This is a genomic window from Mycolicibacterium sp. XJ1819, assembly GCF_053483675.1.
Window position 1 is genome coordinate 51,181 of the sequence record NZ_JBEFST010000002.1, and the last position, 26,353, is coordinate 77,533.

The following is a 26,353-nucleotide window of genomic DNA, read 5'->3' on the forward strand; positions in this document are numbered from 1 at the left end:
ACTATCGAACGGCGTGGGACTCGACGACCGTGACGCGCTGCGCTTGCTGCTCGACGCGGTCGACCCCGCGCGCGGCTCCGACGAGCTGATCCGGGCGTTCTACACCAACTGGTTCGCCATCGACTTCTCGGCCCGCGACCTGTTTCCCCCCGATATGGACGCGCAGCGGCAGGCGTTCGCCCACGCCATGTCCTGGGTGTTCGCCGAACTCGTCGCACAACGGGCCACCGAGCCGGTGGCGTTCCTCGCCCAACTGGGCCGCGACCACCGAAAATACGGTGTCACGCAACGGCACTACGACACCATGCAGGCCGCGCTGTTCAACACGCTGCGGGGACATCTGGCCGACAGTTGGGACGACCGGGTCGCCGAGGCCACCCACGACGCGGTGGCGCTGATCATCGGCGTGATGCGCGGTGCCGCCGAGGCCGAGCAGGGCCCGGCGTACTGCGATGGCACGGTGATCGAACACCACCGGGCCACGCGCGACGTCTCGGTGGTGCGGGTGCAGATGGATCGTCCGCTGCCGTATCACCCCGGCCAGTACGTCACCGTGCAGGTGCCCCAGTGGCCACGCCGCTGGCGCTACCTCAGCCCCGCCATTCCGGCCGACGCCGGCGCCGGGATCGAGTTCCACATCCGCTCGGTGTCCGGCGGAATGGTCAGCACCGCGATCGTCAACGAGACCAGACCCGGCGATCGGTGGCGGGTCTCCAGCCCCCACGGCGGGCTCAAGATCGACCGTGACGGCGGAGACGTCCTGATGGTTGCGGGCAGCACCGGCCTGGCGCCGCTGCGCGCGCTGATCATGGACCTCACCCGGTGGGGGGTGAACCCGCGGGTACACCTGTTCTTCGGCGGCCGCTATCCCTGCGATCTCTACGATCTGCCCACGCTGTGGCAGATCGCCTCGCAGAACCCGTGGCTGTCGGTGACGCCGGTGTCGGAGTACAACAGCGACCCACCGTGGGCCCGCGACTATCCCGACGTACAGCCGCCGCGCGGGCTGCATGTACGCCAGACCGGCCGACTGCCCGAGGTGGTGACCCGATACGGCAACTGGGGCGACCGGCAGATCCTGATCTGCGGCGGGCCCGCGATGGTCGAGGCCACCAAGGCCACGCTGATCGCCAAAGGGGCACCCGCCGAACGGATTCAGCACGATCCGCTGGCAAACTGATGGCGATTTCGGTGTGAAAACCTGCGGTGACCAGGTAATCACGCCGAATCCGCGGTGGCGCACCGCCGAGGTGGCAGGATCGGCAGCCATGGTCGACTTTCAGAGCGTCACGCTGAAGGACCCGTCCTCGTCGATGACCGCGACGTTCGTTCCGGTGGCCGGCATGGTGGGCAGTTCGTTCGCCGACGGCGGCGACGAGTTCCTCGGCCAGCGCCGCGGGCTGAACGCCTACATGACCACCGGCAAGACGATGGGCATCCCGATCCTGTACCCGTGGGCGAACCGGTTGAGCGCGAGCAAGTACGGGATCCACGGCGCCGTCGTCACGTTGACACCGGGCACCGGCGGCGTGCGCACCGACGAGCACGGCGTGCCCATCCATGGCGTGCTCGCGGCCTATCCCGGCTGGCTGGTCACCGCACGCTCGGAGAACTCGCTGACTGCGGTGCTGGACTTCGGCGGCAAACCGCGGCTACTCGCGTCATTTCCGTTCCCGCACTTGCTCACCCAGCACGCCACGCTCGAAGACCGCAAACTCACCATCGAAACCACCGTGATGCCGACGACGGCGGCGGCGGTGCCGCTGTGCTTCGGCTATCACCCGTATCTGACGATTCCGGGGGTGCCCCGCGAGCACTGGCGGATCACCACACCGACGATGCGCCACCTGCCGGTGGACAACTGGGGCATCCCGACCGGGCAGCACGAACCGTGGACGGGAACCACCGAACCGCTCAAGAACGTGGAGTACGACGACGGCTTCGACGAGGTGCCCGAGGGTGCGGTGTTCTCGATCGCCGGCGGTGACCGCCGCGTCGACGTGACGCTGGAGAAGGGCTATCCCGCCGCCCAGGTCTTCGCGCCGCGCAACGACGACGTCGTCGCGTTCGAGCCGATGGCCGCACCGACGGACGCACTACGTCGCGGCTCCTACCGGTATGCGATGCCGGGCAAGCCCGAGACGCTGCGCTTTTCGATCGCGGTCACCTGAGGTGGCTCAGCGCGCGCCCTTGCGCGGCTGCCACACCACCAGCGCGGTGCTCTTCGGTCGCGATCGCCGCAGTTCCTCGACCTCGCGGGTAAGTTCCTTGACCCGGCTCTGCAGCGCCTCGACCTGATTGGTCAGCTCGATGATGCGCTTGATGCCGGCCAGGTTCACACCCTCGTCCTGGGAGAGCCGCTGCACCTCGCGCAGCAACTCCACGTCGTGCGTCGAGTAGCGTCGGCCGCCGCCGGAGGTGCGCTGTGGGCGCACCAGGCCCAACCGGTCGTAGGTACGCAGCGTCTGGGCGTGCATGCCCGCCAACTCCGCGGCCACCGAGATCATGAAGGTGCGCGCTTCGTCTTCAGGTCGCTTGGCCATCACGCACCTGCCCAATTCGCCCGCGGGTCGAACCCGCTGTCCCGCTCCGCTTTCGCGTAGGCCTTCAACGCCTCCTCGGCCTCCCCCTCGAGGTTCGGCGGTACCGCAACGCGCACGGTGACGAGCAGGTCGCCGCTTCCGCCTCCGCGTTTGGGCACGCCGCGTCCACGCACCCGCAAGATGCGGCCGTCCGACGTGCCCTTGGGCACCCGGACGCCGACCTTGCCGTCCAGCGTCGGCACCGAAAGCGTGGTGCCCAACGCCAATTCGTGGAAGCTGACCGGAACGGTGACGGTCAGGTCGTCGCCGTCGCGGCCAAATACCTTGTCCGGGCGCACATGTACGGTCACGTACAGGTCACCGGACGGCGCTCCGCGCAGCCCGGCCTCGCCCTGGCCGGCCAGCCGGATGCGCTGGCCGTCCTCCACACCGGGCGGGATGCGCACGTTGATGGTGCGCGTCCTGGTCGTCACTCCGGTGCCCTTGCACTCCTGGCAGGGGTGCTCGATGATCGAGCCGCTGCCGCGGCACTGGGTACACGGTTCGGAGAAGCCGAACGCGCCCTGGTTGCGGCTGACCACTCCGGCGCCGTTGCAGTTGGGGCACACCTTGGGACTGGTTCCCGGACGTGCGCCGCTGCCATGGCAATTGGTGCACGGCGCCGGGCTGGTGAGCCGCAACGGCATCATCACACCCTTGGTGGCCTCCATGAACGACAGCTCGGTCTCGGTCTCCAGGTCGTTCCCGCGACGCGGTCGGCTCGGCCGTGGCTGCTGTGCGCCCCGACCGAACAGGCCACCGAACAGGTCGCCGATGTTGGCACCGCCGGTCTGGCCGGCCGCGTCGAACAGGTCGTTGAGGTTGAACTCGACGCCGTCCCCGCTGAACCCGCCGAAGTTGGCGCCGCCACCGCTGAACCGACCCCGACCGAAGCCGCCGTTGGCGAACAGCCGCCGCGTCTCGTCGTACTCCTTGCGCTTGGCCTCGTCGGTCAGGACGGCCTTGGCCTCCGAGACCGCCTTGTAGCGGTCCTCGGCGGCCTTGTCCCCCGGGTTGCGGTCCGGGTGGTATTTGGCCTGCAGTTTGCGTGAGACCCGCTTGATCTCGTCGATGCTGGCGTCGGAGGAGACGCCGAGCTCCTTGTAGAAGTCCTTTTCGACCCATTCACGCTGGGCCATACCGCGTCACCTCCTTCCGCGCTTGTAGGTCTATCGCAGTCTCATTCTCGATGTGCAGCGGTCAGCCGGATTCGTTATCGGCCGAACCGTCCTCGGCGGGCTCGGGCACGGTGTCGACGACACCGACCATGGCGTGGCGCACCACCATCTCGCCCACCTTGTAGCCGCGACGCATCACGTGCCCCACGACGGGATGTGTGCCCTCCCCCTCGTGCTGCACGGCTTCGTGCAGTTCGGGGTCGAAGTCGTCGCCCTCTTCACCGAATCCCGAAAGACCAAGTCCTTCAAGGGTGTCGACCAGTTTGTCGGCGAGCGCCTTCAGCGGGCCCGATTCCAGGTCGCCGTGGCTGCGCGCCCTGTCGAGGTCGTCGAGGATCGGCAGTAGCTCGGTGATGACCGCGGCCTTGCTCCGATCGGCGATGACCTGCTGGTCGCGCAGCGTGCGCTTGCGGTAGTTGTCGTACTCCGCCTTGACGCGTTGCAGCGTCGATTTCAGTTCGGTGACTTCCTCCGACGCGGCAGCCGAGTCCGAAGCTTGTGCCTCGGCGGCGTCCGGCGCCGGCCCACTGGGGGCCGGCCCGGATGCCTGATCACGCAGTTCGCCGGTCTCGGGATCGATACGCCGTTTGTCGGTGACGGTCACCGGCTCGTACGAATCGTTTTGGTTCACTTGTTCTCCCGATCATCGTCGACAACTTCGGCGTCCACCACGTCGTCAGCCGACGACCCGGCAGCGCCGCCATCCGGGCCACCACCGGCGTCACCCTGCTGCGCCTGGGTGGCTTCGTAGATCGCCTGGCCGAGCGCCTGGCTCTCGACGCCGAGCCTCTCCATCGCCGACTTGATCTCGGCGATGTCGGTGCCCTCCAGCGCCTTCTTGGCATCGGCGATGGCCGCGTCCACCTTGGTCAGGGTGTCCTCGGGGACCTTGGAACCACCCTCGGCTTCACGCTGCTCGGAGACGAACTTCTCGGTCTGGTAGACCAGCGATTCCGCCTGGTTGCGGACGTCGGCCTCCTCGCGCCGCTTGCGGTCCTCCTCGGCGTGCGCCTCGGCGTCCTTGACCATCCGGTCGATCTCTTCCTTGGAGATGCCGGAGCCCTCCTGGATGCGGATGGTGTTCTCCTTGCCGGTGCCCTTGTCCTTGGCGGTGACGTGCACGATGCCGTTGGCGTCGATGTCGAACGTCACCTCGATCTGGGGCACACCGCGCGGTGCCGGCGGGATACCGGTCAGCTCGAAGCTGCCGAGCAGCTTGTTGTGCGCGGCGATCTCACGCTCACCCTGATAGACCTGGATCTGCACCGACGGCTGGTTGTCGTCGGCGGTGGTGAAGGTCTCGCTGCGCTTGGTGGGGATCGTGGTGTTGCGCTCGATCAGCTTGGTCATCACGCCACCCTTGGTCTCGATACCGAGCGACAGCGGCGTGACATCAAGCAGCAGAACGTCTTTCACCTCACCCTTGAGCACACCGGCCTGCAGCGCAGCGCCCACCGCGACAACCTCGTCGGGGTTGACGCCCTTGTTGGGCTCCTGGCCGCCGGTCATCTCCTTGACCAGCTCGGTGACCGCGGGCATCCGGGTGGAACCGCCCACCAGCACGACGTGGTCGATGTCGGACACCGAGATGCCGGCGTCGGCGATCACCGACTGGAACGGCTTGCGCGTGCGGTCCAGCAGATCCTGGGTGATGCGCTGGAACTCGGCACGAGTCAGCTGCTCGTCGAGGAACAGCGGGTTCTTGTCCGCGTCGACGGTGATGTAGGGCAGGTTGATGGAGGTGCTCTGGCTGGAGCTGAGCTCGATCTTCGCCTTCTCGGCGGCCTCACGCAGCCGCTGCATGGCCATCTTGTCCTTGGTGAGATCGATGCCCGAGGTGGCCTTGAACTTCTCCACCAGCCATTCGACGATGCGGTCGTCCCAGTCGTCACCGCCGAGGTGGTTGTCACCCGAGGTGGCGCGGACCTCGACGACACCCTCGCCGATCTCGAGCAACGAGACGTCGAACGTGCCGCCACCGAGGTCGAACACCAGGATGGTCTGTTCCTTCTCGCCCTTGTCCAGGCCGTAGGCCAGCGCCGCCGCCGTCGGTTCGTTGACGATGCGCAGCACGTTGAGGCCGGCGATCTGGCCGGCGTCCTTGGTGGCCTGACGCTGGGCGTCGTTGAAGTACGCGGGCACGGTGATGACCGCGTCAGTGATGTCCTCACCCAGGTACGCCTCGGCGTCCCGCTTGAGCTTCATCAGCACGCGGGCGCTGATCTCCGGCGCCGTGTACTTCTTGCCGTCGATCTCGATCGACCAGTCGGTGCCGATTTCACGCTTGACCGACCGGATCGTGCGGTCGACGTTGGTCACCGCCTGGTTCTTGGCGGGCTGGCCCACCAGCACCTCGCCGTTGCGCGCGAACGCGACAACCGACGGCGTGGTGCGGGAGCCCTCGGAGTTTGCGACGACGACGGGGTCGCCACCCTCCAGTACCGCGACGACGGAGTTGGTGGTCCCGAGGTCGATTCCGACCGCACGAGCCATAGTTTGCCTCCTGAATTAATCTGCTACGGGTCTGAGTGCACCGGACTCAAGACTGCTCCGTCCGGTGGCATCCTGTCAAACCAGACTTGAGCCTAGTCCACTCAACTGTTCTCTGCTCACAACGGGTCGCCCACACCATTTGTTCCCGTCCCGGGGCCTTGTTTCGCCGCTGCGGGCCCGAATGTGCGGTGACGGCGCCCAGTGTGCGTCTGCGGCGGCATTTTTCGAGTTTCGGCGCCGTGCGCGCACACTCGATGCAGCCAATCGTTAGTACGGTCGGGTCATGTGCCAGTACTGCGGCTGCCGCGACGTGCCGCTGATCCGCGACTACATCAGCGAACACGCCACTTCGCTCAACCTCGGTCGCGAGGCCGTCCACGCCATCGACCGCGGCGACCTGCAGTCCGCGAACCGCCTGCTGGCCGAGATGGCCGACGAGCTGCGGTCGCACTGGCGGGCCGAAGAGAACGGTCTGTTCAAGGTCATGAGCAAGGACGACCTGTTCGCCGAGCACATCGCCCCGCTGGTGCGCGAACACCGCGAGCTCGAAGACCTGCTGGCCGGGGTGAACCTCACTGACCTCACGCACCAGCAAGCCATCCGCGACGCGGTCGACGACCTGTTCGAGCACATCAGGAAGGAGGAGGACGGGATCTTCCCGGCCGCATTGACCTCGCTGGACGGCGACGAGTGGAACCTCGCCATCGAGGCTTGGCACCAGGCACACCCCGGTCGGGACATGGTGCGCTGGAACGTGTGAGCCGCTGCGGGCTCAGGTCTTGACCTCGATGCCGCGGCTCAGGGTGGCGACGCACAGTTCGATTCCCGCAACGGCCAGCAGGGCAGCGGTGGGATTGAGCCAGAGCAGCAATGTGCCGATGACGGCGCCGACCACTATCGCGACCACCGAGGCCGCCCGCCACAGCACCGGGCCCCGAAACGGACCCATCAGTACCGCGGTCAGTGACCCGGTGACCAGCGTCGTGAGCATGTCCGGCATGGCCACCCGTCGAATGGTCGCGTTGCGCCACCCCATGGCCGTGGCCAACACGGCGATGACGACCAGGTGCCGCGCGGACAGGTGATCCGGCCGGCTGGCCACCCCCACCGCGGCCAGCGCCGCCGCCAGGATCACCAGCGCCTCCCCGCACACGGCCGGCGCCAGCCAGCGCCCGGCGAGGCGCCCGACCAGTTCACTGTTGACGCGGTTTCCCGCAGCGGCCCCGGCCATGAACGCCAGCAGCGCCACGGACGACCCGGCCATCGACACTTCCTGCGTGGTGTGCACCATGCCGAATCCGATGAACAGCAGGTTGCCGGTCATCATCGCGGTGAACACGAACCCGAGGCCGACAAAGCTGACCGCCTCGACCATCCCCGTGGTCATGGTGAGGACCGCCAACATCGTCGTCGGTTGCTGAATCGTTCGGTTCGCGAACGTCATCAAAGCGCAACGTTACCAACGCAAAGACTTCGACGAGTGGGAAAACGATCAGCCGCTGCAGCGAAATACCCTGCGCCTTAACTATTTACGCATGCGTAATGGCCCCCGCGGTAATTTCGCCACTCACTGGCAGAAATCGGCGCAGAATCGAGGCCATGGAGACCACCGTCGACGAGATCGGGACGGATATATATCGCCTGTCCACCTACGTTCCCGACGTCACCGAGCGAGGCTTCACCTTCAACCAGTTCCTGTTGACCGGTGACGAGCCGCTGCTGTTCCACTGTGGGCACCGCCAGATGTTCGGATCGGTGTCTGCGGCCATCAACCGGGTGGTGCCACTGGAGAAACTGCGCTGGATCTCCTTCGGTCACGTCGAAGCCGACGAGTGCGGCGCGGTGAACCTGCTGCTCGACGCCGCACCCCAGGCCGAGGTCGTCCACGGTGCGCTGGCATGCATGGTGTCGCTGATCGATCTCTGCGACCGCCCGCCGGTCGTGGCGCCCGACGACGGCGTGCACGACATCGGCGGGCACCGATTGCGGTTCCTGCCCACCCCGCACGTGCCGCATAATTGGGAGGCGGCGCTGTGGTTTGACGAGACCACCTCCACGCTGCTGGCCGGTGACCTGCTCAGCCACACCGGCCAGTGTCCCGCGCTGACCGAATCAGATTGTGTGGCACCAGCGTTGGAGGCCGAGTCGATTTTCCGGGCCACCGGCCTGACCACGAACCTGGGCCCGACCCTGGAGCAACTCGCCGCGCTCAACCCGACCACGCTGGCGATCATGCACGGGTCGGCCTTCACCGGCGACGGCGCTTCCCAGCTTCGGTCGCTGGCCGAGGGCTACGCCGCGATGGCGACGGCATGAGCCCCTCACAACGGGAACGCGCGGCACTGGTGGCCAGCATGCGTGCGGTCGGCCCCGATGCCCCGACCCTGTGCGAGGGCTGGACCACCCGTGATCTCGCGGCACATCTGGTGGTTCGGGAACGCCGGCTCGACGCCACCCCCGGAATCACGATCCCGCTGCTGGCCGGCTACACCGACAAGGTGCAGCGGCAGACCGCGCAGTCCGCGCAGTGGGAGGAGCTGTTGGGCAAGATCGCCTCCGGTCCGCCGCTGTACTCGCCCTTCCGGCTCGTGGACTCGGTGGCCAACATGAACGAGATGTTCATCCACCACGAGGACGTCCGTCGTGCTCAATCATCCTGGGAACCAAGAACACTGGACGCCGGTACCCTCACCGCGCTGCGTCGTCCGCTGCCGGTGATGGCCCGGTTGACCCTGGGCAAGACGCCGGCGAGGGTGACGCTGCGCACCCCGGATGGCGAGACGGTCGCCACCGTCGGCCGCGGCCAGGAGTTGACGGTCACCGGCGAGGTCGGGGAACTGACCCTGTTCGTCGCCGGTCGTGACGAAGCCAGGTTGACGTTCTCCGACGCGCAGGCCGTCCAGGCGGTGCGCGAGGCTCGCCGCGGGCTTTGACCCTCGCGGCGCATTACCCTGAGCGTCGTGGACTTCCGTATCTTCGTCGAACCCCAGCAGGGTGGGACCTACGCCGACCAACTCGCCGTCGCCCGCGCCGCCGAAGCCGCAGGCTACTCGGCATTCTTCCGCTCCGACCACTACACCGCGATGAGCGGCGACGGCCTGCCCGGGCCGACAGACTCCTGGGTGACGCTGGGTGCGATCGCCCGCGAGACCACCTCGATCCGACTGGGCACGCTGGTCACGTCCGCCACCTTCCGCTATCCGGGCCCGCTGGCGATCGCCGTCGCCCAGGTCGACGAAATGAGTGGCGGGCGTGTCGAATTCGGAATCGGTTCGGGGTGGTACGAAGCCGAGCACACCGCCTACGGCATCCCGTTCCCGCCGCTGGGTGAGCGGTTCGACCGGCTCACCGAGCAGTTGCAGATCGTCACCGGCCTGTGGCAGACGCCGCCCGGCCAGAGGTTCGACCACGACGGCGACCACTACACGCTCACCGATTCGCCCGCGCTGCCCAAACCCGTTCAGTCGCCGCATCCGCCGGTCATCATCGGCGGTATGGGCGCCAAGCGCACGCCGGCGCTGGCCGCGCAGTTCGCCGCGGAGTTCAACGTGCCGTTCGCGCCGGCCGAGGTCATCAAGACGCAGTTCGAGCGGGTGGGTGCGGCGCTGGTCGACGCCGGACGCGCCGCCGACTCGCTGACCTACTCGGCGGCCTTCGTGGTGTGCGCGGGCCGCGACGACAACGAGGTCAACCGGCGCGCCGACGCCATCGGTCGCGACATCGACGAACTACGCAGCAACTCCCCCACAGTCGGCACCGCCGCGGAGATCGCCGACCGGCTCGGCGCCTACCGGGAACTCGGTGTGCAGCGCGTATACCTGCAAGTTCTGGACATGTCGGACCTCGATCACGTCGAGTACTTCGCGAGTGAGGTCATCCCGCAGCTCGGCTGAGCAGGCCCCGCCGAGCAACACCGGGCTACTATCGGTGGCCGTGGCCCGACCGGACTTCGACGACGAGCACCAGGACGAACCCTGGCACCACCGCACTCCCGCGGTCGTCGGCGCCAGCATCGCCGGCCTCGTGGTGATCGGCATCGTGGTGCTCGTGCTGTCGTATGTGGCACGCCAGTTCAGCGAACCGGAGCAGGCCCCGCTGTACTACGTCGAACCCAGCTACTCCGCGACGGCCACCAGTTCGGCGACCACCACCACCCAGACGATCACCAGCACCAGCCCCCCACAGACCACCGACCTCGAACCCGGGGCCAGCACCACATCCAGCGAAATCACCTCCAGCACCACGAGCGAGACCACCGACACCACCACCGAGACCACCGAGACCACCACGCGCACGACCCGCCGCGACGACGGGGACGGATCGTCGGAGCGCACCACGCGCCGCACCCCGCGCACGAATGTGACGCGCACATTCAATCCCCGGCCCTGAGCGCATAGGATCGGTGCCCGTGGCGCCCAACGGACCCCCCGAAGACCCCTATTACCCGGACGACGCACCGACGCAGTACTACGGCCCGCCCGGCGAGGAACCGGTTCCGTGGTACCGACGGCCCGCGGCGCTGGTCGCATTCGGCGCGCTCGGCGCGGTGATCATCGCGCTGATCGTCTACGGCCTGGCCAAGCTGATCACCGGCAACGACGCACCGACGGAGCCCACCACCCTCACCCCGCTCACCACGACGTCGCGCGCGGTCCTCACCACGACTGCCCCGCCACAGACGGTCACCGAGACGGTCACCCCGACCGCCACCGAGCCCACCACCACCACGACCACCACGACGACGACCACCGAGCCGACCACCACGACCACGACGACCACCACCGTCGAACCGACCACCAGCGTCAGCACCAGCACGGTGACCGAGACCGAAACGGTGACCGCACCCCCCGAATGATCCGGGTCGGCGGCCGCTAACCCCGCGGCCCGGGGACGGGCCCGGGCATCCCGCGGGATGCGTACTCGGCAACCAGCGCCTCGGCGCTGCGCACCGCGGCCCGGCACGCACGAGTGGTGAACGGGTCGTTGAGCGGATGCTCGGCCCGGCGCCGCCAGCGCTGAGCGGCCGCGAACGCCGCACGCGGCCCGTCGTGCAACGTCTCGGGCTGCAGCCCGAGCCTGCTGGCCGCGTCGGTCCCCGATCCGCCGATGATTCGGCGCAGCGAGGCCATCTCGTCGTCGTTCAAGGTCGTTGGGCGGGAACGCAATTGGGACAGCAGGCGAAGTTCTTCGAAGGCGTGGGTGTCGGCGAGCAGCGGGTCGATGTCGGCGATGATGTGCGGTGTAGCGTAGATGGGGTTGGTCTGCACGAACCGTCGTAGCGACAGCAGCGCGGTGTGCGACTTGAGCAGATCAGACCGCTGCGCGAACTGTTGGTCGATGACCTCGCGCAGCGCCACCAGCCCACTGCGTTCCAGCAGTTCGTCGGCCAGCGCCACCGAGTCACTGACCCCGGCGCGCAACACCGCGATCGAAATCCGGATCCCGAACATGCCGAAGCGGTCCAGCAGCGCCGCGCGGGTGGCCGCGTCGACCGGCAACTCACTGTCCTCCCGCACGAACCGATCCGCCGACAGCATCGCCTTCGTCAACTCGGCCGCGTCCACCCCGGCCAGCTTCTCCAGCGCGACGAACTCACTCTGCCGCAGCGTGCGCGCGGTCAGCGCGAGCAACCCGGACACCGGCACCACGGCCTGGCAGATGCCGGTCTGCTCCATCTCGCTGGTGAACCTCTTGGCCACGTCCTTGGCCGAAAGCATGGCGTCGATCCGGCCCGCGCCGATCTCGTCGGCGCGTGACGCGACGCCGACCACCCCCAGCGCCCCCGCCGACCCGCCGACCAACTCGCCGATCTGCTTGAGCAGCGCGATGTCGGCGGCGTTGAGCGTGCGCAGCAGGAACACCACGGCGTCGACCCGGGGCACCCCGTCGTCGGGCACCAGCAGGCGCAGCGTGCGTTCGGAGACGTCGCGCGACAGCGACGACGTGCCCGGCGTGTCGATGATCGTGGTGTCGATCAACTCCGCGGCCGGCCACTCCACCTCGAGGTCGACCACGTCCTCGGGGTCAAGGCTGGCGAAGTCGAACGTCAACCCGCCCTCGGTCGCGTCGCGGCCGATCGGCACGTTGGACCGTCGGCCGCCGCGGTGGTTGGCGGTCACCTTCGGCGTCGGCCCATGCCGGAACCAGGTGACGATGCGGGTGGCCTCGGTGGCGTCCGTGGGCGCGATGTCCTCGCCGACGAGCGCGTTGACCAAGGTTGACTTGCCCGCCTTGAGCGTCCCGGCCAGCGCGATGCGGATGGGCTGGTTGAGTCGACGGCCGATCCGCTCCAGCTCGTTGTGCACGTCGGGGCGCTGGCGGTAGGCCGGATCGGCCCGATAGGCCGCAATGGTGCCACCCAGGATCGCGCGCACCTGATCGCTCGTGCTCATCTCGCGCTACCTCGGCTGTTCTCCCACTCGACGGCAGTGACCGGAGTTTCAGCTTAGGCACCGCCGCGTCATTCGAGGGCCTTGCCCCAAACCACCGAATCCACTTGGGGCTCGTCCAGCGGCTCGTCGAGTCCGTCCCCCACGAGCTCGTGGGCGACCGCAACGTCCGGATACTCCACGTCGGGCAGTTCGGGCGCCCCCTCGATCTGCGGGGTCAGCGGGTCGTCGGCGACCTCCTCGCCGAGCGCCTTCTCCCGAGTCGCGCCGGTGTCGAGGTCGGTCGTCGAGATGGCCTTGACCGACGGCTCGGGATCCGCACCGGGCCCGCAGACGACCGTGCGCCCGACTGCGCCGAGGGTCTCCGGCGTGCCGATCGCCTTCTCGATCTGGGCCACGTCACGGTGGTGGTCGTGGCTGTCGGCGATCACCTCGTCGATGTCGAGTGCCCGCAGCGCCGCCGCGGGATCAGCGGCGTGCGCCACCTCCTGCAGGGGGTGGTCCGGCGGCATGGACTCGGCCACCAGCGGCATCAGGTCGTAGATCTGCTCGGGCGTGGCATCGGGAAAGCCGGCCTGCGCCAGCGCCTGCTGCGGGTCGTCGACGAACCCGCGCAACGTCGCGGGCTCACGGAAGAGCTCGGTGGTGAAATCCAGGATCGACATCGCCGTCACGTGGCTTTCGCGGGCTCGCGCGCGGACTGGCCCTCGGTCGCCAGTTTCACCGCATGGTCGAGCACCTGTTTGAGGATGTTGAGTTGGCGCTCGAGTTCGCGGACCCGCGTATCGCGTTCGGCTTCCTCGAGTTTGGCCGCCATGATGGTGGCCTGCAGAGATTCGTTCAGCGACCTGGTGGTCTGGTTGGCGATGGCCCGGTAGTGGTCGCGTAGTTGGCGCTGGATGCCCTTGAGCCGGTCCCTGGATTCCTTGTTGACGACGAAGGACACGTCGTCGATGAACCGGCGCGCGTTCAGTTTCGCCTCGTTTCGCACCCGCATCATCCGGTTCTCCATGTTCTCCCGGTAGGCGGTGCGGCCCATCAGCAGCCCGGCACCGATCGACAGCGGGTTGAACATGCCCAGGCCGGCAAACGACGTCATCATGCCGAACATCAGCACCCCGCCGTAGGACCCCTGCATGCCCATGGTGAGCTTGCGCCCCTTGCCCACCGGTTTGGCCTCCAGGTTGGCCAGCGACTTGATCTCGCCGAGGCTGGCGCCCATGTCGCGCGCGTCGATGTGGGGCATCTTGACGGCTTCCAGGCCGGCCTCGACGAACGTGCGCGCCACTTCCTCGGCGAGCACCTGGGCGCGTTGATAGGCCCAGACGAAGTTGTCGCCGACGGCGGTGGCGATCGCATTCTCCAACTCGGTGCCGATCTCGGCCCAGTGATGGGTCGGATCACACGAGTCGATCTTCTTCTCGATGTGCTGGGTGATGATGCGGAACCTGCCGCGCAGGTCGTGGTCGACATCGGCGGTCAGGTCGGCGATCCCGTCGTTGAGGACCTGCTGCCACAGCGCGGTGTGCTGCAGCGCGTCCTGCGCCTCCTGTTTGCGGCGTTCGAGGTCCTCGGTGAGCCTGTCGCGGGTGTCGGGGTCGTTCAGCGCCGAGAGTTCGGCACTGGCCTTGAACGTCAGATGTTCGGCCGCCGAGCGCACCTCGGCCACGACATGGTCGCGGATGCGGTCGTTCTGGCGCGACAACACCTCTTCGCTGAGGAACTTCACGATGGCCGGGAAGTTCGACTCCTCGTTGAGTTCCTTGTCGTTGAGCTGGATGGCGTGGCTGCGCAGCAGCGATGACGTCGGGATGATCGGGATCGACAGCCCGGCGCGGTCCAGATGGGCCTCGTTGGCCGCCACGATCTGGCGCCAGTGCGGATACAGGTCGGTCTTGGTGGCGAGGATCGTTGCGACAGGGCAGATTTCGAAGGCCTGCCGCATGAACGTCATTTCCGGCTCGGTGAACTCCTGGCTGGTGTCGCTGCACATCAGCACCGCGTCGGCGTCGGGCAGCAGGCCCAGCGTCGACGACAGATGCGGTTGGCCGTGCCCTCCGACGCCGGGGGTGTCGATGAACGCCAGCCCGTTCTTCAGCAGTGGGCTGGCCGCGGTGACCTCTACCCGCAGCACCTCTCTGCCGCGGGCCTGCGGCGCCCGGCGCAGATCGTTTTTGATGTCGGCCATCGGGATCTCGATCGCCTCGGGCTCCTCGCCGTCGGGTCGCGCGACGATGAGCTTCGCGGTGGCGTTCTCGCCGTAGGACACCACGGTCGCCAGCACCGTGCTCTCGTCGTCGCCGACCCGGGCCACCGGCACGTTGAGCAGCGAGTTGAGCAGTTGGCTCTTGCCCTGCTTGAGCTGACCGGCCACCACCACCCGGATCTGCGGGTCGGTGATGCGGGCCTTGGCTCGGGCCATCCGGTCGACCAGGTCGGCGCGCTCGTGGGCGTCGGCGATCTTGCTGGTGTGGTCGATGAGTTCGACGATGACCTTGCGTGGGTCGCTGGGTTTGGTCATGGAGTCCTCGAGTCGATGCGCGTCTACCAACGGTAGACGTGCGAACTGGCGGGGATCGCTTTTCGATCCCCGCCAGTTGCGCCAGTGCGGATGCGGTCGGTCAGAACAGGCCGGCGTCGACGGTGGTGTCGACGTCGACGCTGGTGTTGACCTGCCCGGAGTTGTCGACGGAGTTGTCCTGGCCGGAGTTGTCCACCGAGTTGTCCACCGAGTTGTCGACGGAGTTGTCCTCGACGCTGGTGCCGCCGGACACGCTGCCGGACATGTCGCCACCGATGTCGCCGACCGTGGTCTGGTTGCCGTCGACGTTGTTGGTGGTGGTGTCGTTGTCGTTGATGACGATGACGCCGCCTGCGCCGCCTGCGCCGCCAGTCGCGTCACCACCGTCGTTGCCGACCCCGATCAGGCCGCCGCCGCCGTCGCCGCCGACCGCGCCGCCACCGTCGCCGCCGCTCATGTCGACGTCGTTGATGACCGGACCCTCGTTGTCCTTGATGACGTCGCCGCCGGCGGTGATGTCGCCGCTGTCGTCGATCTCGTTGCCATCGCCGATGTTGACGTTGGAGTCGTCGATGTCACCGGTGTTGACGTTGTCGTTGTTGTCGCCGACGACGTTGCCGTCCCCGTCGACGTTGGTGGCGTCGATGTCGCCCGCGGTGCCGGTGTTGACCACGCCGCCGTCGGTGGCGGTGTTGGTGGTCTTGTCACCGAAGGTGATGTCCCCGAACTCCAGGCCCAGGTTGACGGCGCCCTGCTGCTGATCCCCGCCGGCGACGTTGTTCACGTCGTACTCGGGGCTCAGGAAACGGGTGTCGTTGTGGCTGAGCGTGTCGTTGTTGGACAGCACCTCGGTCTGGCGCTGCGGGGTGAAGGCGATGCCGTGGGTCTGGGCGACCGCCTGCTGCAGGCCCTGGACGGGGTCGCCGCCGCCGTGCACGACCGCGGCGGGCGCCACGGTGGCCGCGACGGACTGCACCTGGGCCGCGGTGACGTTGGAGACGCCTGCACTGGCCATGGAGCGGCTGGGGTCGGCGATGAACTCCTGGGCCCGGACCGGGTCGCGGAACAGGTCGAGAATCCAGTCGATTACGTTCGTCATTTCGGTGGTCCTTTCGCTTGCGTTGTGGGGGAGCTTGTCACCGGGCTGTCCGGCGATCTGGTCACTACGTTATGGAGCTCGCAGGCCCTGCGAAACGGGGTCGAAGCCCCTCCCTGCGGTCGGGTATCCCGGGGTGGTTCGGGGTCGGCGATTAGGGGATTAGGGGATTGCTTGGGGGCCGCTCTGACCAGCGGCGAAAACAGAAACTGCGCGGTCGTCGCCGACCGCGCAGTTTCTGTGATTAGGGGAGGAACCTGTCGATCGCTCACCTAGAAGATGTCGAAGCCCGAGGCGTTGGAATCCATGTCGTCGACCTCGATGACGGTGGGGCCGAGATCGCCGGGGTCGCCGCCGGCCGCGGGCAGATCGTCGACGACCGGTTGGTCGAGGATCAGCGGCGCATCGTCGTCACCGACGGCACCGGGCACGCCGGCGTCGGCGAGGACATCGAGGCCCGACTGCAGGTCCTGCTGCTCGGACAGGTCGCTGATCACCGAGGGCACGTCGTCGAGAGACGCGACGGGCACATGGGCGTCGAACGCGTCGAACGCCGCGGTTGCCGCGCCACTTGCCCAGACGTTGCCGGCCATGTCACCGACCAGGCTGTCAGCGCCCGCCGTCGGCACAGTAGTGGACAACGACTCCGCCACCACTGGGATCAGGTTGCTGACGTCCGCGCTGGTGACATTGGTCAGATTGGCGTCAAGGATGGCTTGGTCGGGGTTTTCGGCGTAGCGGGCGGCGACATCGGGGTCGCGTACCAACGACATGACGAAGTCCAGCAACGAGTTAGCCATGAAAACCCTCCTTCCCGGTCGAAGATCATCTGACCCGATGTTATCGACGCCCGCGGGTGCGGTGATCGGTGCTGAACCCACCGCTGCGCCGATGGCATTAGGGGACACGGCATTAGGGGTTTCCTCCGCATTAGGGGCAGGTGCCGTAGGTTGGCCCTCGCCCACCCACGCCAGCCGTTATCGTGAGGAGCGGCCGAATGAGGGGATTGATGAGCGACTCACTCGGGTTGTCGATCGGGATGACCAATCTGGTGGCGGCCAGGATAGGCCGTCCCCCGGTCATGCGCCGGTCCATCCTGACCGTTTTCGATAACCGACCCCCCGTGGTCGGGGTCCCCGCCGAGTATCTGACCGACTATCAGCCCGACCCCGGCCAGCACGGTCTGGTGCTGAGCGGATTCGTCGAACGGGTCGGCGATCCGGTGCCCCTGGTCGCTGCCGACGGCTCACCCCACCGCGGAGAACGGGTGCTGGTCGAGGCCCTCGCCGCGATGGCCAACACGGTCGGCGGCGGCGCACCGATCGCGATCGCGGTGCCCTCACATTGGGGCCCCGCGACCGTCGGCGCGCTCCGCGGAGCGTTGCGGGCCGCGCCCGCCCTGGCACCCGACGGCGTAGCGCCCGCACTCATCCCCGACTCGGTGGCGGCGCTGGCGGCGCTACAGGCCGCACCGGGCCTGCCGACCGACGGCGTTGTGGTGTTGTGCGATTTCGGCGGCAGCGGTACCAGCGTCACGTTGGCCGATGCGGGGTCGAACTTCGACGCCATCGGCGAGACCGTGCGCTATCCGGAGTTCTCCGGCGACGGCATCGACCAGGCGCTGCTCAACCACGTGCTGGCCGGTGTGACGCAGGCCGGCGACCGCGATCCGGCGGGTACGGCGGCGGTCGGTTCGTTGGCGCGGCTGCGAGACGAGTGCAGGCAGGCCAAGGAGCGGTTGTCCGCGGAAACGGCGAGCGTGATCCCCGTGGACCTGCCCGACTTCCGCTCCGATGTGCGGGTGACCCGGACCGAACTCGAGCAACTCATCTCCACGCCGCTCGCGGGCCTACTCAATACCGTGGAAGACGCGTTGCAGCGCAACAATATTTCACCGGCCGACATCTCCGCGGTGGCGACGGTCGGCGGCGGCGCGAACATCCCGCTGGTCACTCAGCAGCTGTCCACCCGGTTGCGGGCGCCCGTGGTCACCACCCCGCAGTCGCAACTCAACGTGGCGGCCGGTGCCGCGCTGGTCGCCGACAGTGCAGCTGCGGCAACGGGAATGGCCGAAGCCGCGGACGCACCCACGGGAATGGCACCCGGCGCGTGGGCGGCGGGTGCGGCCGGTGTGGCTGCCGCGGAGTCGGCTTCCGACGGGGCGGCGTCGGCCACGTTCCGCGCGTTGGCGTGGTCGCAGGACGACTCACCGGGTGACCCCGTGCCCTACACCGGCGAGGACTACACGTTCGCGCCCGGCACCGGCGATGCCCGCCCACCAATGGAATTCGCCCACGAGGAGGAGGGCTACCCGCCGCCGGACGAGCCGCTGCCGTGGTACCGGCGTCCGACCGTTCTGTTCGGGGTGGCTGCGGCCGCCGCGCTGCTGGCCATCGGCGGGCTGGCGATCACCCTGACAGGCACCAGCGGCAGTTCGGAGCCGGTGACCGAGACCGCGACCACCGTGGAAACCGGCCCGTCACCCGAGCAACCCGCGACTTCGGAACCCCCGCAGACGATCACCGTGACGGGCTCCGACGGACAGCCGAGCACGACGGTCGTGCCGCCGCCACCCCCGCCGACGACCACGACCACAACGCCGACCACCACCACGACCACCACGACGACGACCACCACCACGACCACCACGACGACGACCACGACGACCACCCAGCCGACCACGACCACCACGACGCAGCCGCCGACGACCACCGAGGAGCCGCCGACCACCACATCGCCCGAGGCGTTGGCGCCGATCGACGAGCCCTGACCCATGGCCAACCCGGCGTCGGAACTGCCCCGCGACATCCCGCCGCCAGCGCGCGAGGCCGTGGCCGCGCTGATCGCCGCGCCCACCGAACCCGTCAAAATGCTGGTCTCCGGCGGCGTCGGCACAGGCAAGACGTCGGTGCTGACCGCGGTGCGTGACGCCCTGCGCACCGCAGAGGTACCGGTGCTCACCAGAACGCCGCGCGACGGTGACGATCCCTCGGCCGCGGTGGTCATCGACGACGCGCACCTGCTCGGCGATGACGAACTCGGCCGACTCGGCGACCGGTTGGCCGATCCGGAGTCGACGGTGGTGGTGGCGGCTGAACCGCTGGCGCACCGACCGGCCCTGCGCGCGTTGGCAACCGCCATCGAACGCGAGAACCCGATCGTGGCCTTGGGCACGCTTCGGCCTGCGGACGTCGGACGTGTTGCCTCCGAAACTCTCGGCGGCACAGCGACTTCGGACATTGTCAGATCGCTGATGATGGCGACCGCCGGGTTACCGTTCCTGCTGCAACCGGCGCTGAGCGCCGCGGAGTCACCCGACGATCAGGCGCCCGCCGCGGCGATGGCACGGGCCGCGGAGTTCGCACTGATCGACCGATTGCGCAGGCTCGACGAACCTGTACTCGACACGCTGCTGGTGTCGTCGCTGGGCACCGGCCTCGGACCCGATGACGTCGCGGGGGCGTTGCGGGTCGACGGCGACCAGGCTCAGGCACTTGTGGACCGCGCCCGCGCCAGCGGGCTGATCGACCCGTCGCATCCGCCGGCCTTCACCAACCTGGTGCACCGGTGCATCGCCCAGATCATCGGCGCCGCGCGACACCATGACGTCGAGATCTCGTTGCTGGTGTCCCAACTCGAATCTGGCACGCTGTCAACATCTCTGGCGTTGCGGCTGGCAGAACACGGACTGCGCGACGACCGGCTGGCCGAGGCACTCGCTGATCTCGCGGCGCAAAGCCGTCAACACCCCGCGCAGGCCGCGCGGATGTACCGGGCGGCCGCCGACGCCGGCGCCACCGAGTTGCACTCGCGGCTGGCCGACGCGCTCGCACTGACCGGTGACTGTGCCACCGCCGGCCGGTTGGCCGACGAATTGCTGCGCTCCGACGACGTCGCCGAACGCGCGGCCGCGGTGCGGATCGCGGCGAGCATCGCCATGCACGACGGCAGCGCCGCGCAGGCGGCCGACCTGTTCCGGTGGCTCGGCCCGTATCCGGACGCATTCGTCGGCGCCGCGGGGGCCATCTCGTCGCTTGCCGCGGGCGACCTGCCCGCGGCCCGCACGGCGCTGAGCGCCGAGAGCGCGGGACCGCCCACCTCGACCGCGCGGTCGGCCCGCAGCCTGGCCGAAGGCCTGCTGCTGTCGCTGGAGGGCCCATACCCCGCCGCGGTCGCACGCCTGGGCCAGTCGATCGCCACCGACCATGGGCCGGCCGGCGTCGCACCGGACACCCCGGCCGCGCTGGTGACGCTGGTGGCCCTGCACGGCGGCGATCCGGTGCGGGCCCGCAGCGTGATCGGCCTGGCGGTGCGCGCGGCGGTCGACGAGAACCGAGATGCGGTCTTCGTCACGCGACGGCACCGGCTGCTGCTGGGCTGGGTGCGGATGCAGGACGGTCAGCTGCCCGCCGCGACCGCCGCCGTCACCGCAGCGACGGCGGACACCGACGGGGGCGCCGCGCTGCATCGTCGCGACGCACTGTGGGCGGCCGCACTGCAGACCGCGATCGCGAGGCGCAGCGGCGACAGCGGCGCACTGCAGACACATTGGTACCGGGCGGTCGAGGTGCTCGCCGAGTATTCGATCGACCTGTTTTCCCTGCTGCCGCTGGGAGAACTGTGGGTGGCCGCGGCCCGGCTGCGTCAGGTCGACCGGCTGCAGCACACCCTCGACGAGGCGTTCGGACTGCTCGGAGCCCTCGGCGACCCGCCGCTGTGGTCGGTGCCGCTGCACTGGGCGGGTGTGCACGCCGGAATCCTGGCCAATTCGCCGGATGCGGTGGCCCCGCATGGGCAGGCGCTGACCGCCGCCGCCGGCCAGAGCGCCTTCGCCAAGGCACTGTCCACCGGGGGCCGCACCTGGTTGCGGGTACTGGCCAACCACGTCGACGTCGACGACGTCACCGCGGCCGCGCGCGCGCTGTCGCAGGTGGGTCTCACCTGGGACGCCACCCGGTTGGCGGGCCAGGCGGCGCTGCAAACGCCCGACGGGCGGGTGTCGGGGGCGATGCTTCAGTTGGCCCGCGATCTCAAACAGAGCGCCCTCGTCGACGACACGCCGGGCCCGGGCGAGCAGGCGGCGGCCACGCCCGTCGACCAGGGTGCCCGGCCGCCGTCGTCGCGGCTGTCCGACCGGGAGCGCGAGGTCGCCGAACTGCTGCTGCTGGGCATGCCGTACCGCGATATCGGCGCGCAGTTGTTCATCTCGGCCAAGACCGTCGAGCATCACGTCGCCCGCATCCGCCGACGGCTCGGGGCGGAATCGCGTTCGGAGATGTTCTCGATGCTGCGGGCGATGCTGACGAACACCTAACCCCTAACGACACCCGAGCCCCTATGCGCGGACCCCCGTAGGGGCCCGTCCGGCCAGGGGCGCCGCACCGGATTTGCGGAGCCGCTTGCGGCCATAAGTTCGTTCGCATGTTCACTCAGCACGCCACACCCGGCCATTGTTTGGGTCTGTCCGTCGGTGCCACCAACCTGGCGGGAACCCGCAACGGACAGGCCGCGCTGACCCGCCGCTGCGAGGCGACGCGACAGGGCCAGCGGCTCAGCGGCTTCGTCGACCGCGTCGGAGATCCGGTGCCCATGGTGGCCGCCGACGGCAGCGCTCACCGCGCCGAACTCCTGCTCGCCGAGGCGCTCGACGACCTCGCGCAGTCGCTGACGGCGGGCGTGCTCGCCACCGCCATGGCGGTCGCGGTGCCCGCACACTGGCGCGCCTCCGCCGTCGACGTCATGCGCCGCGCCATGCGTGGCGGCGTGCCCGTGGTCTCGGATGCGACTGCCGCACTGACGGCGCTGAGCGCAGCTCCCGGCCTGCCGACCCGGGGCGTGATCGTGCTGGCCGACTTCGGCGGCAGCGGCACCAGCATCACGCTGGCCAACGCATCGTCGAACTACGCCCTTGTCGGTGAGACGGTCCGGTTCGCCGACTTCTCCGGCGACCAACTCGACCAGGCGCTGTTGCGCCACGTCATCGCCGGGTCCGGCGGTCTCGACACCTCGCAGGCCGACCCGTCGGGCACCGCGATGGTCGGGTCCCTGACGGCGCTGCGCGAGGAGTGCCGACGCGCCAAGGAGCGGCTGTCCTCGGAGACCGTGACGTCGGTCAGCGCCGAGGGGGCCGCACACCGCACCGAAGTCCGCGTCACCCGCGCCGAACTCGAAGAACTGATGCACGAACCCCTGACTGCGCTGCTGGCCGCGCTCGACGACATACTCGAGCGCTACGGCGTCCCGTCGACGACGGTCACGGCGGTGGCCACGGTGGGTGGGGGCGCACGTATCCCGTGGGTCACTCAACGGCTCTCGGAGCATCTGCGCACGGCCGTGGTGACCACCCCCCGGCCGCACCTGTGCGCGGCCGAGGGCGCCGCCCTGATCGGTCTGCGCAGCCGCGTCGTCGAGACCGGAACCACGATCACGCCGGCCCCCGGCCTCGCCGCCGCGACCACCGGTGTCGGGGAACTCGCGTGGTCACAGGACGAGACCGAGGACGAGCTGCCCTACGTCGATCCCCTGATCCCCATGACCGACGCCCGGCCCGCCCTCGCGTTCGGTGCCGGCGACCGGCAGGCACCACAGGAGCCGCCGCGGCGCGCCCCGCTGGCCCTGTTCGTGTTGTCGGCCGCGGCGCTGCTCACCGTGGCGGTGTACGGCGTCTTTCAGTTGACGAGCGCCTCCAGCCCGATCGAGGCGGCGACCACGGTCGCGCCCTCCCCCACGCCTGCGGCGCCGGCTTCTTCTCCCGCACCCCCGGCGCCGCAGGCCCCCGAGGTGACCACCGTGGTGGTTCAGCCCGCGCAGCGCAGCCTCCCGCTGCGTCCGCAGGCGCCGGTGACCGCACCACCACCGGCCCAGCCAACCCCGCACACCCCGCCACCGCCGACCCCCGAGCCCACCGTGGAGCCGACCGGGGGGTCCACCCCCGAACAGACACCACCGCCGGCGCCACCCGATCCGTCCGAGGAACCCACCGAGGAACCCACGGAGCCGACGACGCCGGACACCCCGCCCATCGACCCGGGTCCCGGTGACGGTGGCAGCGCGGACGACGAGACCCCGCCCATCGACCCCGGCAACGGGGCGGGAGGTTAGTTAGGGCAGCCTTCGTAGCGCTGTTTCCCCGCGAGGTGCAACTATGAGCCCGGCTTGAACAGGCCCTGAGCGATAGTTACCGGTCGGTAACTTACCGGAAGTTACCATTGAGTAACTTGAAAACGGGAGGCACGCGGTGGACACCCAAATGCTGATCAGGCTCGTCGTCGGACTCGGAATGACGGCGCTCGTGCTGGTTTTCGCCGCCAAACGGGTGTTGTGGCTGACGAACCTGATCCGCGCGGGCGCGCCGACCAGCCCGGAAAACAACCGCAAGGACAACCTCGGTACCCGCATCGCCATTCAGATCAAAGAGGTGTTCGGGCAGACCCGGCTGTTGAAGTGGTCGATTCCGGGCCTCGCGCACTTCTTCACGATGTGGGGCTTCTTCATCCTCGCGTCGGTGTACCTCGAGGCCTACGGCCTGCTGTTCGTCCACGACTTCCACATCCCGTTCATCGGCAAGTGGGACGCGCTGGGCTTCCTGCAGGACTTCTTCGCCGTCGCCGTGCTGCTCGGCATCATCACGTTCGCGATCATCCGGATGCGCACCGAACCCAAGGAACACGGCCGCGATTCGCGCTTCTACGGCTCCCACACCGGCGGCGCCTGGCTGATCCTGTTCATGATCTTCAACGTCATCTGGACCTACGCGCTGGTGCGCGGCGCCGCGGTGAACACCGACGCCCTGCCCTACGGCAATGGAGCGTTCTTCTCACAGTTCATGGGGTGGGTGATGAGCCCGCTCGGCACCACCGCCAACGAGTGGATCGAGACCATCGCACTGCTGGGCCACATCGCGGTCATGCTGGTGTTCCTGCTCATCGTGTTGCACTCCAAGCACCTGCACATCGGCCTGGCACCCATCAACGTCACGTTCAAGCGGCTGCCCGACGGCCTCGGCCCGCTGCTGCCCGTCGAATATGACGGCAAGCCGATCGACTTCGAGGATCCGCCGGAGGACGCGGTGCTCGGCCGCGGCAAGATCGAGGACTTCACCTGGAAGGCCTACCTCGACTTCACCACGTGCACCGAGTGCGGCCGCTGCCAGTCGCAGTGCCCGGCGTGGAACACCGGAAAGCCGTTGTCGCCCAAGCTGGTGATCATGGACCTGCGCGACCACATGTTCGCCAAGGCGCCATACATCCTGGGCGACAAGGAATCCCCGCTGGAGAACACCCCCGAGGGCGGTGTCGGCGAGGAACTGCGCGGCGAGAAGCACGCCGAGGAGCATCACGTTCCCGAGTCCGGCTTCGGCCGGGTGCTCGGTTCCGGCCCGGCGCAGGCCACCCGCCCGCTGGTCGGCACCGCCGAACAGGGCGGCGTCATCGACCCTGACGTGCTGTGGTCGTGCACCACGTGCGGCGCCTGCGTGGAGCAGTGCCCGGTGGACATCGAGCACATCGACCACATCGTCGACATGCGCCGCTACCAGGTGATGATGGAGTCGGAGTTCCCCGGCGAGCTCGGCGTGCTGTTCAAGAACCTGGAGACCAAGGGCAACCCCTGGGGGCAGAACGCCAAGGACCGCACCAACTGGATCGACGAGGTCGACTTCGACGTCCCGGTCTACGGCAAGGACGTCGAGTCGTTCGACGGCTATGAGTATTTGTTCTGGGTGGGCTGCGCAGGCGCCTACGAGGACCGGGCAAAGCGGACCACCAAGGCCGTCGCCGAGCTGCTGGCCACCGCCGGGGTGAAGTTCCTGGTGCTCGGCGAGGGCGAGACCTGCAACGGCGACTCCGCCCGCCGCTCGGGCAACGAGTTCCTGTTCCAGCAGCTGGCCGCCCAGAACGTGGAGACCCTCAACGAGCTGTTCGAGGGCGTCGAGCGGGTGGACCGCAAGATCGTCACCTCCTGCCCGCACTGCTTCAACACACTGGGTCGGGAATATCCGCAGGTCGGCGGCACGTACACGGTGCTGCACCACACCCAGCTGCTCAACCGGCTGGTCCGCGACAAGAAGCTGGTGCCGGTCAAACCCGCCGACGGCGGGATCGAGATCACCTACCACGATCCGTGCTACCTGGGCCGGCACAACAAGGAGTACGCGGCGCCGCGTGAGCTGATCGGGGCGTCGGGGGCCAAGCTGACCGAGATGCCGCGCCATGCGGACCGTGGCCTGTGCTGCGGCGCCGGCGGTGCGCGGATGTGGATGGAAGAGCACATCGGCAAGCGCGTCAACACCGAGCGCACCGAAGAGGCCATGGACACCGCCTCGACCATCGCCACCGGCTGCCCGTTCTGCCGGGTGATGATCACCGACGGTGTCGACGAGGTCGCTGCCGCCCGTGAGGTGGAGAAGGCCGAGGTTGTCGACGTGGCGCAGCTGCTGCTGGGCTCACTCGACAAGAGCACCGTCACGCTGCCCGAAAAGGGAACGGCGGCAAAGGAAGCCGAGGAGCGCGCGGCCAAGATCGCCGCCTCCGCCCCGGCCGAGAAGACGGCGCAGGCCAAACCCGAACCGACCGCGCAGGCCGCGACGGCAACCAAGCCGGCGGAGACGCCTTCGCAGACCAAGCCGGTCACCGGGCTCGGTATCGCGGGCGGGGCCAAGCGGCCAGGTGCCAAGAAGGCTGCGGCGCCGGCCGAGGCCGCCGAACAGTCGGCCGCACCCGCGAAGGCGGCGCCGGCCAAGGGGCTGGGCATCGCCGCGGGGGCCAAGCGACCGGGTGCCAAGAAGGCCGCCCCCACGCCGCCGAGCGCCGACACCGGCACCGCCGCACCCGAACCCGAACCCGAGGTCAAGGGCCTTGGCATCGCACCGGGTGCGCGGCGACCGGGCGCCAAGAAGGCCGCGGCGCCGAAACCCGCTGCGCCACAGCCAGAGGCGACCACCGAGCCCGAATCACAAGCTGCCCCTGAGCCTTCCGCGGACGGCGACAGCGAAAAGCCCGCCCCACCGGTGAAGGGCCTCGGTATCGCCAAGGGAGCGCGTCCGCCCGGCAAACGGTAGCTTTGAGGCCGTCTGACAGCGGCGCTACCAGCGTTAT

Annotated in this window: 22 protein-coding genes; 12 read left to right on the forward strand and 10 right to left on the reverse strand. The window is 68.7% G+C overall.

All coding sequences use genetic code 11. From position 1 onward, the window contains the following. Positions 1-13 precede the first annotated feature (13 nt). Together ABQE89_RS02160 and ABQE89_RS02165 are read left to right on the forward strand one after the other, a co-directional pair. A complete protein-coding gene (locus ABQE89_RS02160) occupies positions 14-1,180 on the forward strand; it encodes an FAD-binding oxidoreductase (protein WP_448413676.1) in 1,167 nt (388 codons plus the stop codon). Between the two features lie 88 nt (positions 1,181-1,268). Next, positions 1,269-2,171 carry an aldose 1-epimerase gene (locus ABQE89_RS02165; protein WP_448413678.1) on the forward strand — a complete coding sequence of 301 codons (903 nt, stop codon included), beginning with the start codon at positions 1,269-1,271 and terminating at the stop codon, positions 2,169-2,171. Between the two features lie 6 nt (positions 2,172-2,177). On the opposite strand, the gene ABQE89_RS02170 is transcribed toward ABQE89_RS02165, so the two are convergent. The 4 genes from ABQE89_RS02170 to dnaK all read right to left on the reverse strand — a co-directional run bounded on the left by ABQE89_RS02170 (position 2,178) and on the right by dnaK (position 6,253). After that, positions 2,178-2,543 carry a heat shock protein transcriptional repressor HspR gene (locus ABQE89_RS02170; protein WP_448413680.1) on the reverse strand — a complete coding sequence of 122 codons (366 nt, stop codon included), beginning with the start codon at positions 2,541-2,543 and terminating at the stop codon, positions 2,178-2,180. Continuing rightward, positions 2,543-3,721 (reverse strand): molecular chaperone DnaJ, encoded by a 1,179-nt coding sequence (gene dnaJ / locus ABQE89_RS02175; protein ID WP_448413682.1) that lies wholly within the window; start codon positions 3,719-3,721, stop codon positions 2,543-2,545. Before dnaJ ends, ABQE89_RS02170 begins: the two co-directional genes overlap by 1 nt. Before the next feature lie 61 nt (positions 3,722-3,782). Continuing rightward, positions 3,783-4,391, reverse strand: coding sequence for a nucleotide exchange factor GrpE (gene grpE, locus ABQE89_RS02180; RefSeq protein WP_448413684.1), 609 nt, complete (start codon positions 4,389-4,391; stop codon positions 3,783-3,785). Then, the gene (gene dnaK, locus ABQE89_RS02185; RefSeq protein ID WP_448413686.1) at positions 4,388-6,253 is read right to left on the reverse strand and encodes a molecular chaperone DnaK; all 1,866 of its coding nucleotides are present in this window, start codon (positions 6,251-6,253) and stop codon (positions 4,388-4,390) included. The genes grpE and dnaK overlap by 4 nt, the downstream gene beginning before the upstream one ends. A gap of 283 nt (positions 6,254-6,536) precedes the next feature. Between dnaK and ABQE89_RS02190 the strand changes: the two genes are divergently transcribed. Then, positions 6,537-7,013 (forward strand): hemerythrin domain-containing protein, encoded by a 477-nt coding sequence (locus ABQE89_RS02190; protein ID WP_448413688.1) that lies wholly within the window; start codon positions 6,537-6,539, stop codon positions 7,011-7,013. 12 nt (positions 7,014-7,025) lie between these two features. Here the strand turns inward: ABQE89_RS02190 and ABQE89_RS02195 are convergent, their stop codons facing one another. Further along, positions 7,026-7,697, reverse strand: a complete 672-nt coding sequence (locus ABQE89_RS02195) for a YoaK family protein (protein WP_448413690.1) — start codon at positions 7,695-7,697, stop codon at positions 7,026-7,028. A 155-nt stretch (positions 7,698-7,852) separates the two neighbouring features. On the opposite strand from ABQE89_RS02195, the gene ABQE89_RS02200 reads away from it, so the two are divergent. The 5 genes from ABQE89_RS02200 to ABQE89_RS02220 are packed head-to-tail and all read left to right on the forward strand — an operon-like array spanning position 7,853 to position 11,108. Then, positions 7,853-8,569: an oxygen-binding di-iron domain-containing protein gene (locus ABQE89_RS02200; RefSeq protein ID WP_448413691.1), complete on the forward strand. Its 717-nt coding sequence runs from the start codon at positions 7,853-7,855 to the stop codon at positions 8,567-8,569. Beyond that, positions 8,566-9,186 (forward strand): TIGR03085 family metal-binding protein, encoded by a 621-nt coding sequence (locus tag ABQE89_RS02205; protein ID WP_448413693.1) that lies wholly within the window; start codon positions 8,566-8,568, stop codon positions 9,184-9,186. The genes ABQE89_RS02200 and ABQE89_RS02205 overlap by 4 nt, the downstream gene beginning before the upstream one ends. A gap of 27 nt (positions 9,187-9,213) precedes the next feature. Further along, on the forward strand, positions 9,214-10,146 hold the full coding sequence (locus tag ABQE89_RS02210) for an LLM class F420-dependent oxidoreductase (protein ID WP_448413695.1): 933 nt from the start codon (positions 9,214-9,216) through the stop codon (positions 10,144-10,146). Positions 10,147-10,186: 40 nt separating this feature from the next. Then, entirely contained in the window at positions 10,187-10,642 is a 456-nt protein-coding gene (locus ABQE89_RS02215) for a hypothetical protein (protein WP_448413697.1), read from the forward strand. 19 nt (positions 10,643-10,661) lie between these two features. Next, entirely contained in the window at positions 10,662-11,108 is a 447-nt protein-coding gene (locus ABQE89_RS02220) for a hypothetical protein (RefSeq protein ID WP_448413699.1), read from the forward strand. A 16-nt stretch (positions 11,109-11,124) separates the two neighbouring features. On the opposite strand, the gene ABQE89_RS02225 is transcribed toward ABQE89_RS02220, so the two are convergent. The 5 genes from ABQE89_RS02225 to ABQE89_RS02245 all read right to left on the reverse strand — a co-directional run bounded on the left by ABQE89_RS02225 (position 11,125) and on the right by ABQE89_RS02245 (position 17,059). Continuing rightward, positions 11,125-12,645, reverse strand: a complete 1,521-nt coding sequence (locus ABQE89_RS02225) for a dynamin family protein (protein ID WP_448413701.1) — start codon at positions 12,643-12,645, stop codon at positions 11,125-11,127. A 68-nt stretch (positions 12,646-12,713) separates the two neighbouring features. Beyond that, complete coding sequence (locus tag ABQE89_RS02230; protein WP_448413703.1) at positions 12,714-13,307, reverse strand: IniB N-terminal domain-containing protein; 594 nt, start codon at positions 13,305-13,307, stop codon at positions 12,714-12,716. A 5-nt stretch (positions 13,308-13,312) separates the two neighbouring features. Beyond that, positions 13,313-15,163 (reverse strand): dynamin family protein, encoded by a 1,851-nt coding sequence (locus tag ABQE89_RS02235; protein WP_448413705.1) that lies wholly within the window; start codon positions 15,161-15,163, stop codon positions 13,313-13,315. Between the two features lie 100 nt (positions 15,164-15,263). Further along, positions 15,264-16,262 (reverse strand): IniB N-terminal domain-containing protein, encoded by a 999-nt coding sequence (locus ABQE89_RS02240; RefSeq protein WP_448413707.1) that lies wholly within the window; start codon positions 16,260-16,262, stop codon positions 15,264-15,266. A 269-nt stretch (positions 16,263-16,531) separates the two neighbouring features. Continuing rightward, positions 16,532-17,059: an Rv0340 family IniB-related protein gene (locus ABQE89_RS02245; RefSeq protein ID WP_448413710.1), complete on the reverse strand. Its 528-nt coding sequence runs from the start codon at positions 17,057-17,059 to the stop codon at positions 16,532-16,534. 209 nt (positions 17,060-17,268) lie between these two features. Between ABQE89_RS02245 and ABQE89_RS02250 the strand changes: the two genes are divergently transcribed. The 4 genes from ABQE89_RS02250 to ABQE89_RS02265 all read left to right on the forward strand — a co-directional run bounded on the left by ABQE89_RS02250 (position 17,269) and on the right by ABQE89_RS02265 (position 26,316). Continuing rightward, positions 17,269-19,029 carry an Hsp70 family protein gene (locus ABQE89_RS02250; protein ID WP_448413712.1) on the forward strand — a complete coding sequence of 587 codons (1,761 nt, stop codon included), beginning with the start codon at positions 17,269-17,271 and terminating at the stop codon, positions 19,027-19,029. Positions 19,030-19,032: 3 nt separating this feature from the next. Then, positions 19,033-21,573, forward strand: a complete 2,541-nt coding sequence (gene iniR / locus ABQE89_RS02255; RefSeq protein WP_448413714.1) for an isoniazid response ATPase/transcriptional regulator IniR — start codon at positions 19,033-19,035, stop codon at positions 21,571-21,573. Between the two features lie 107 nt (positions 21,574-21,680). Beyond that, entirely contained in the window at positions 21,681-23,360 is a 1,680-nt protein-coding gene (locus ABQE89_RS02260) for an Hsp70 family protein (protein WP_448413716.1), read from the forward strand. Between the two features lie 136 nt (positions 23,361-23,496). Beyond that, a complete protein-coding gene (locus ABQE89_RS02265) occupies positions 23,497-26,316 on the forward strand; it encodes a heterodisulfide reductase-related iron-sulfur binding cluster (protein WP_448413718.1) in 2,820 nt (939 codons plus the stop codon). Positions 26,317-26,353 lie beyond the last annotated feature (37 nt).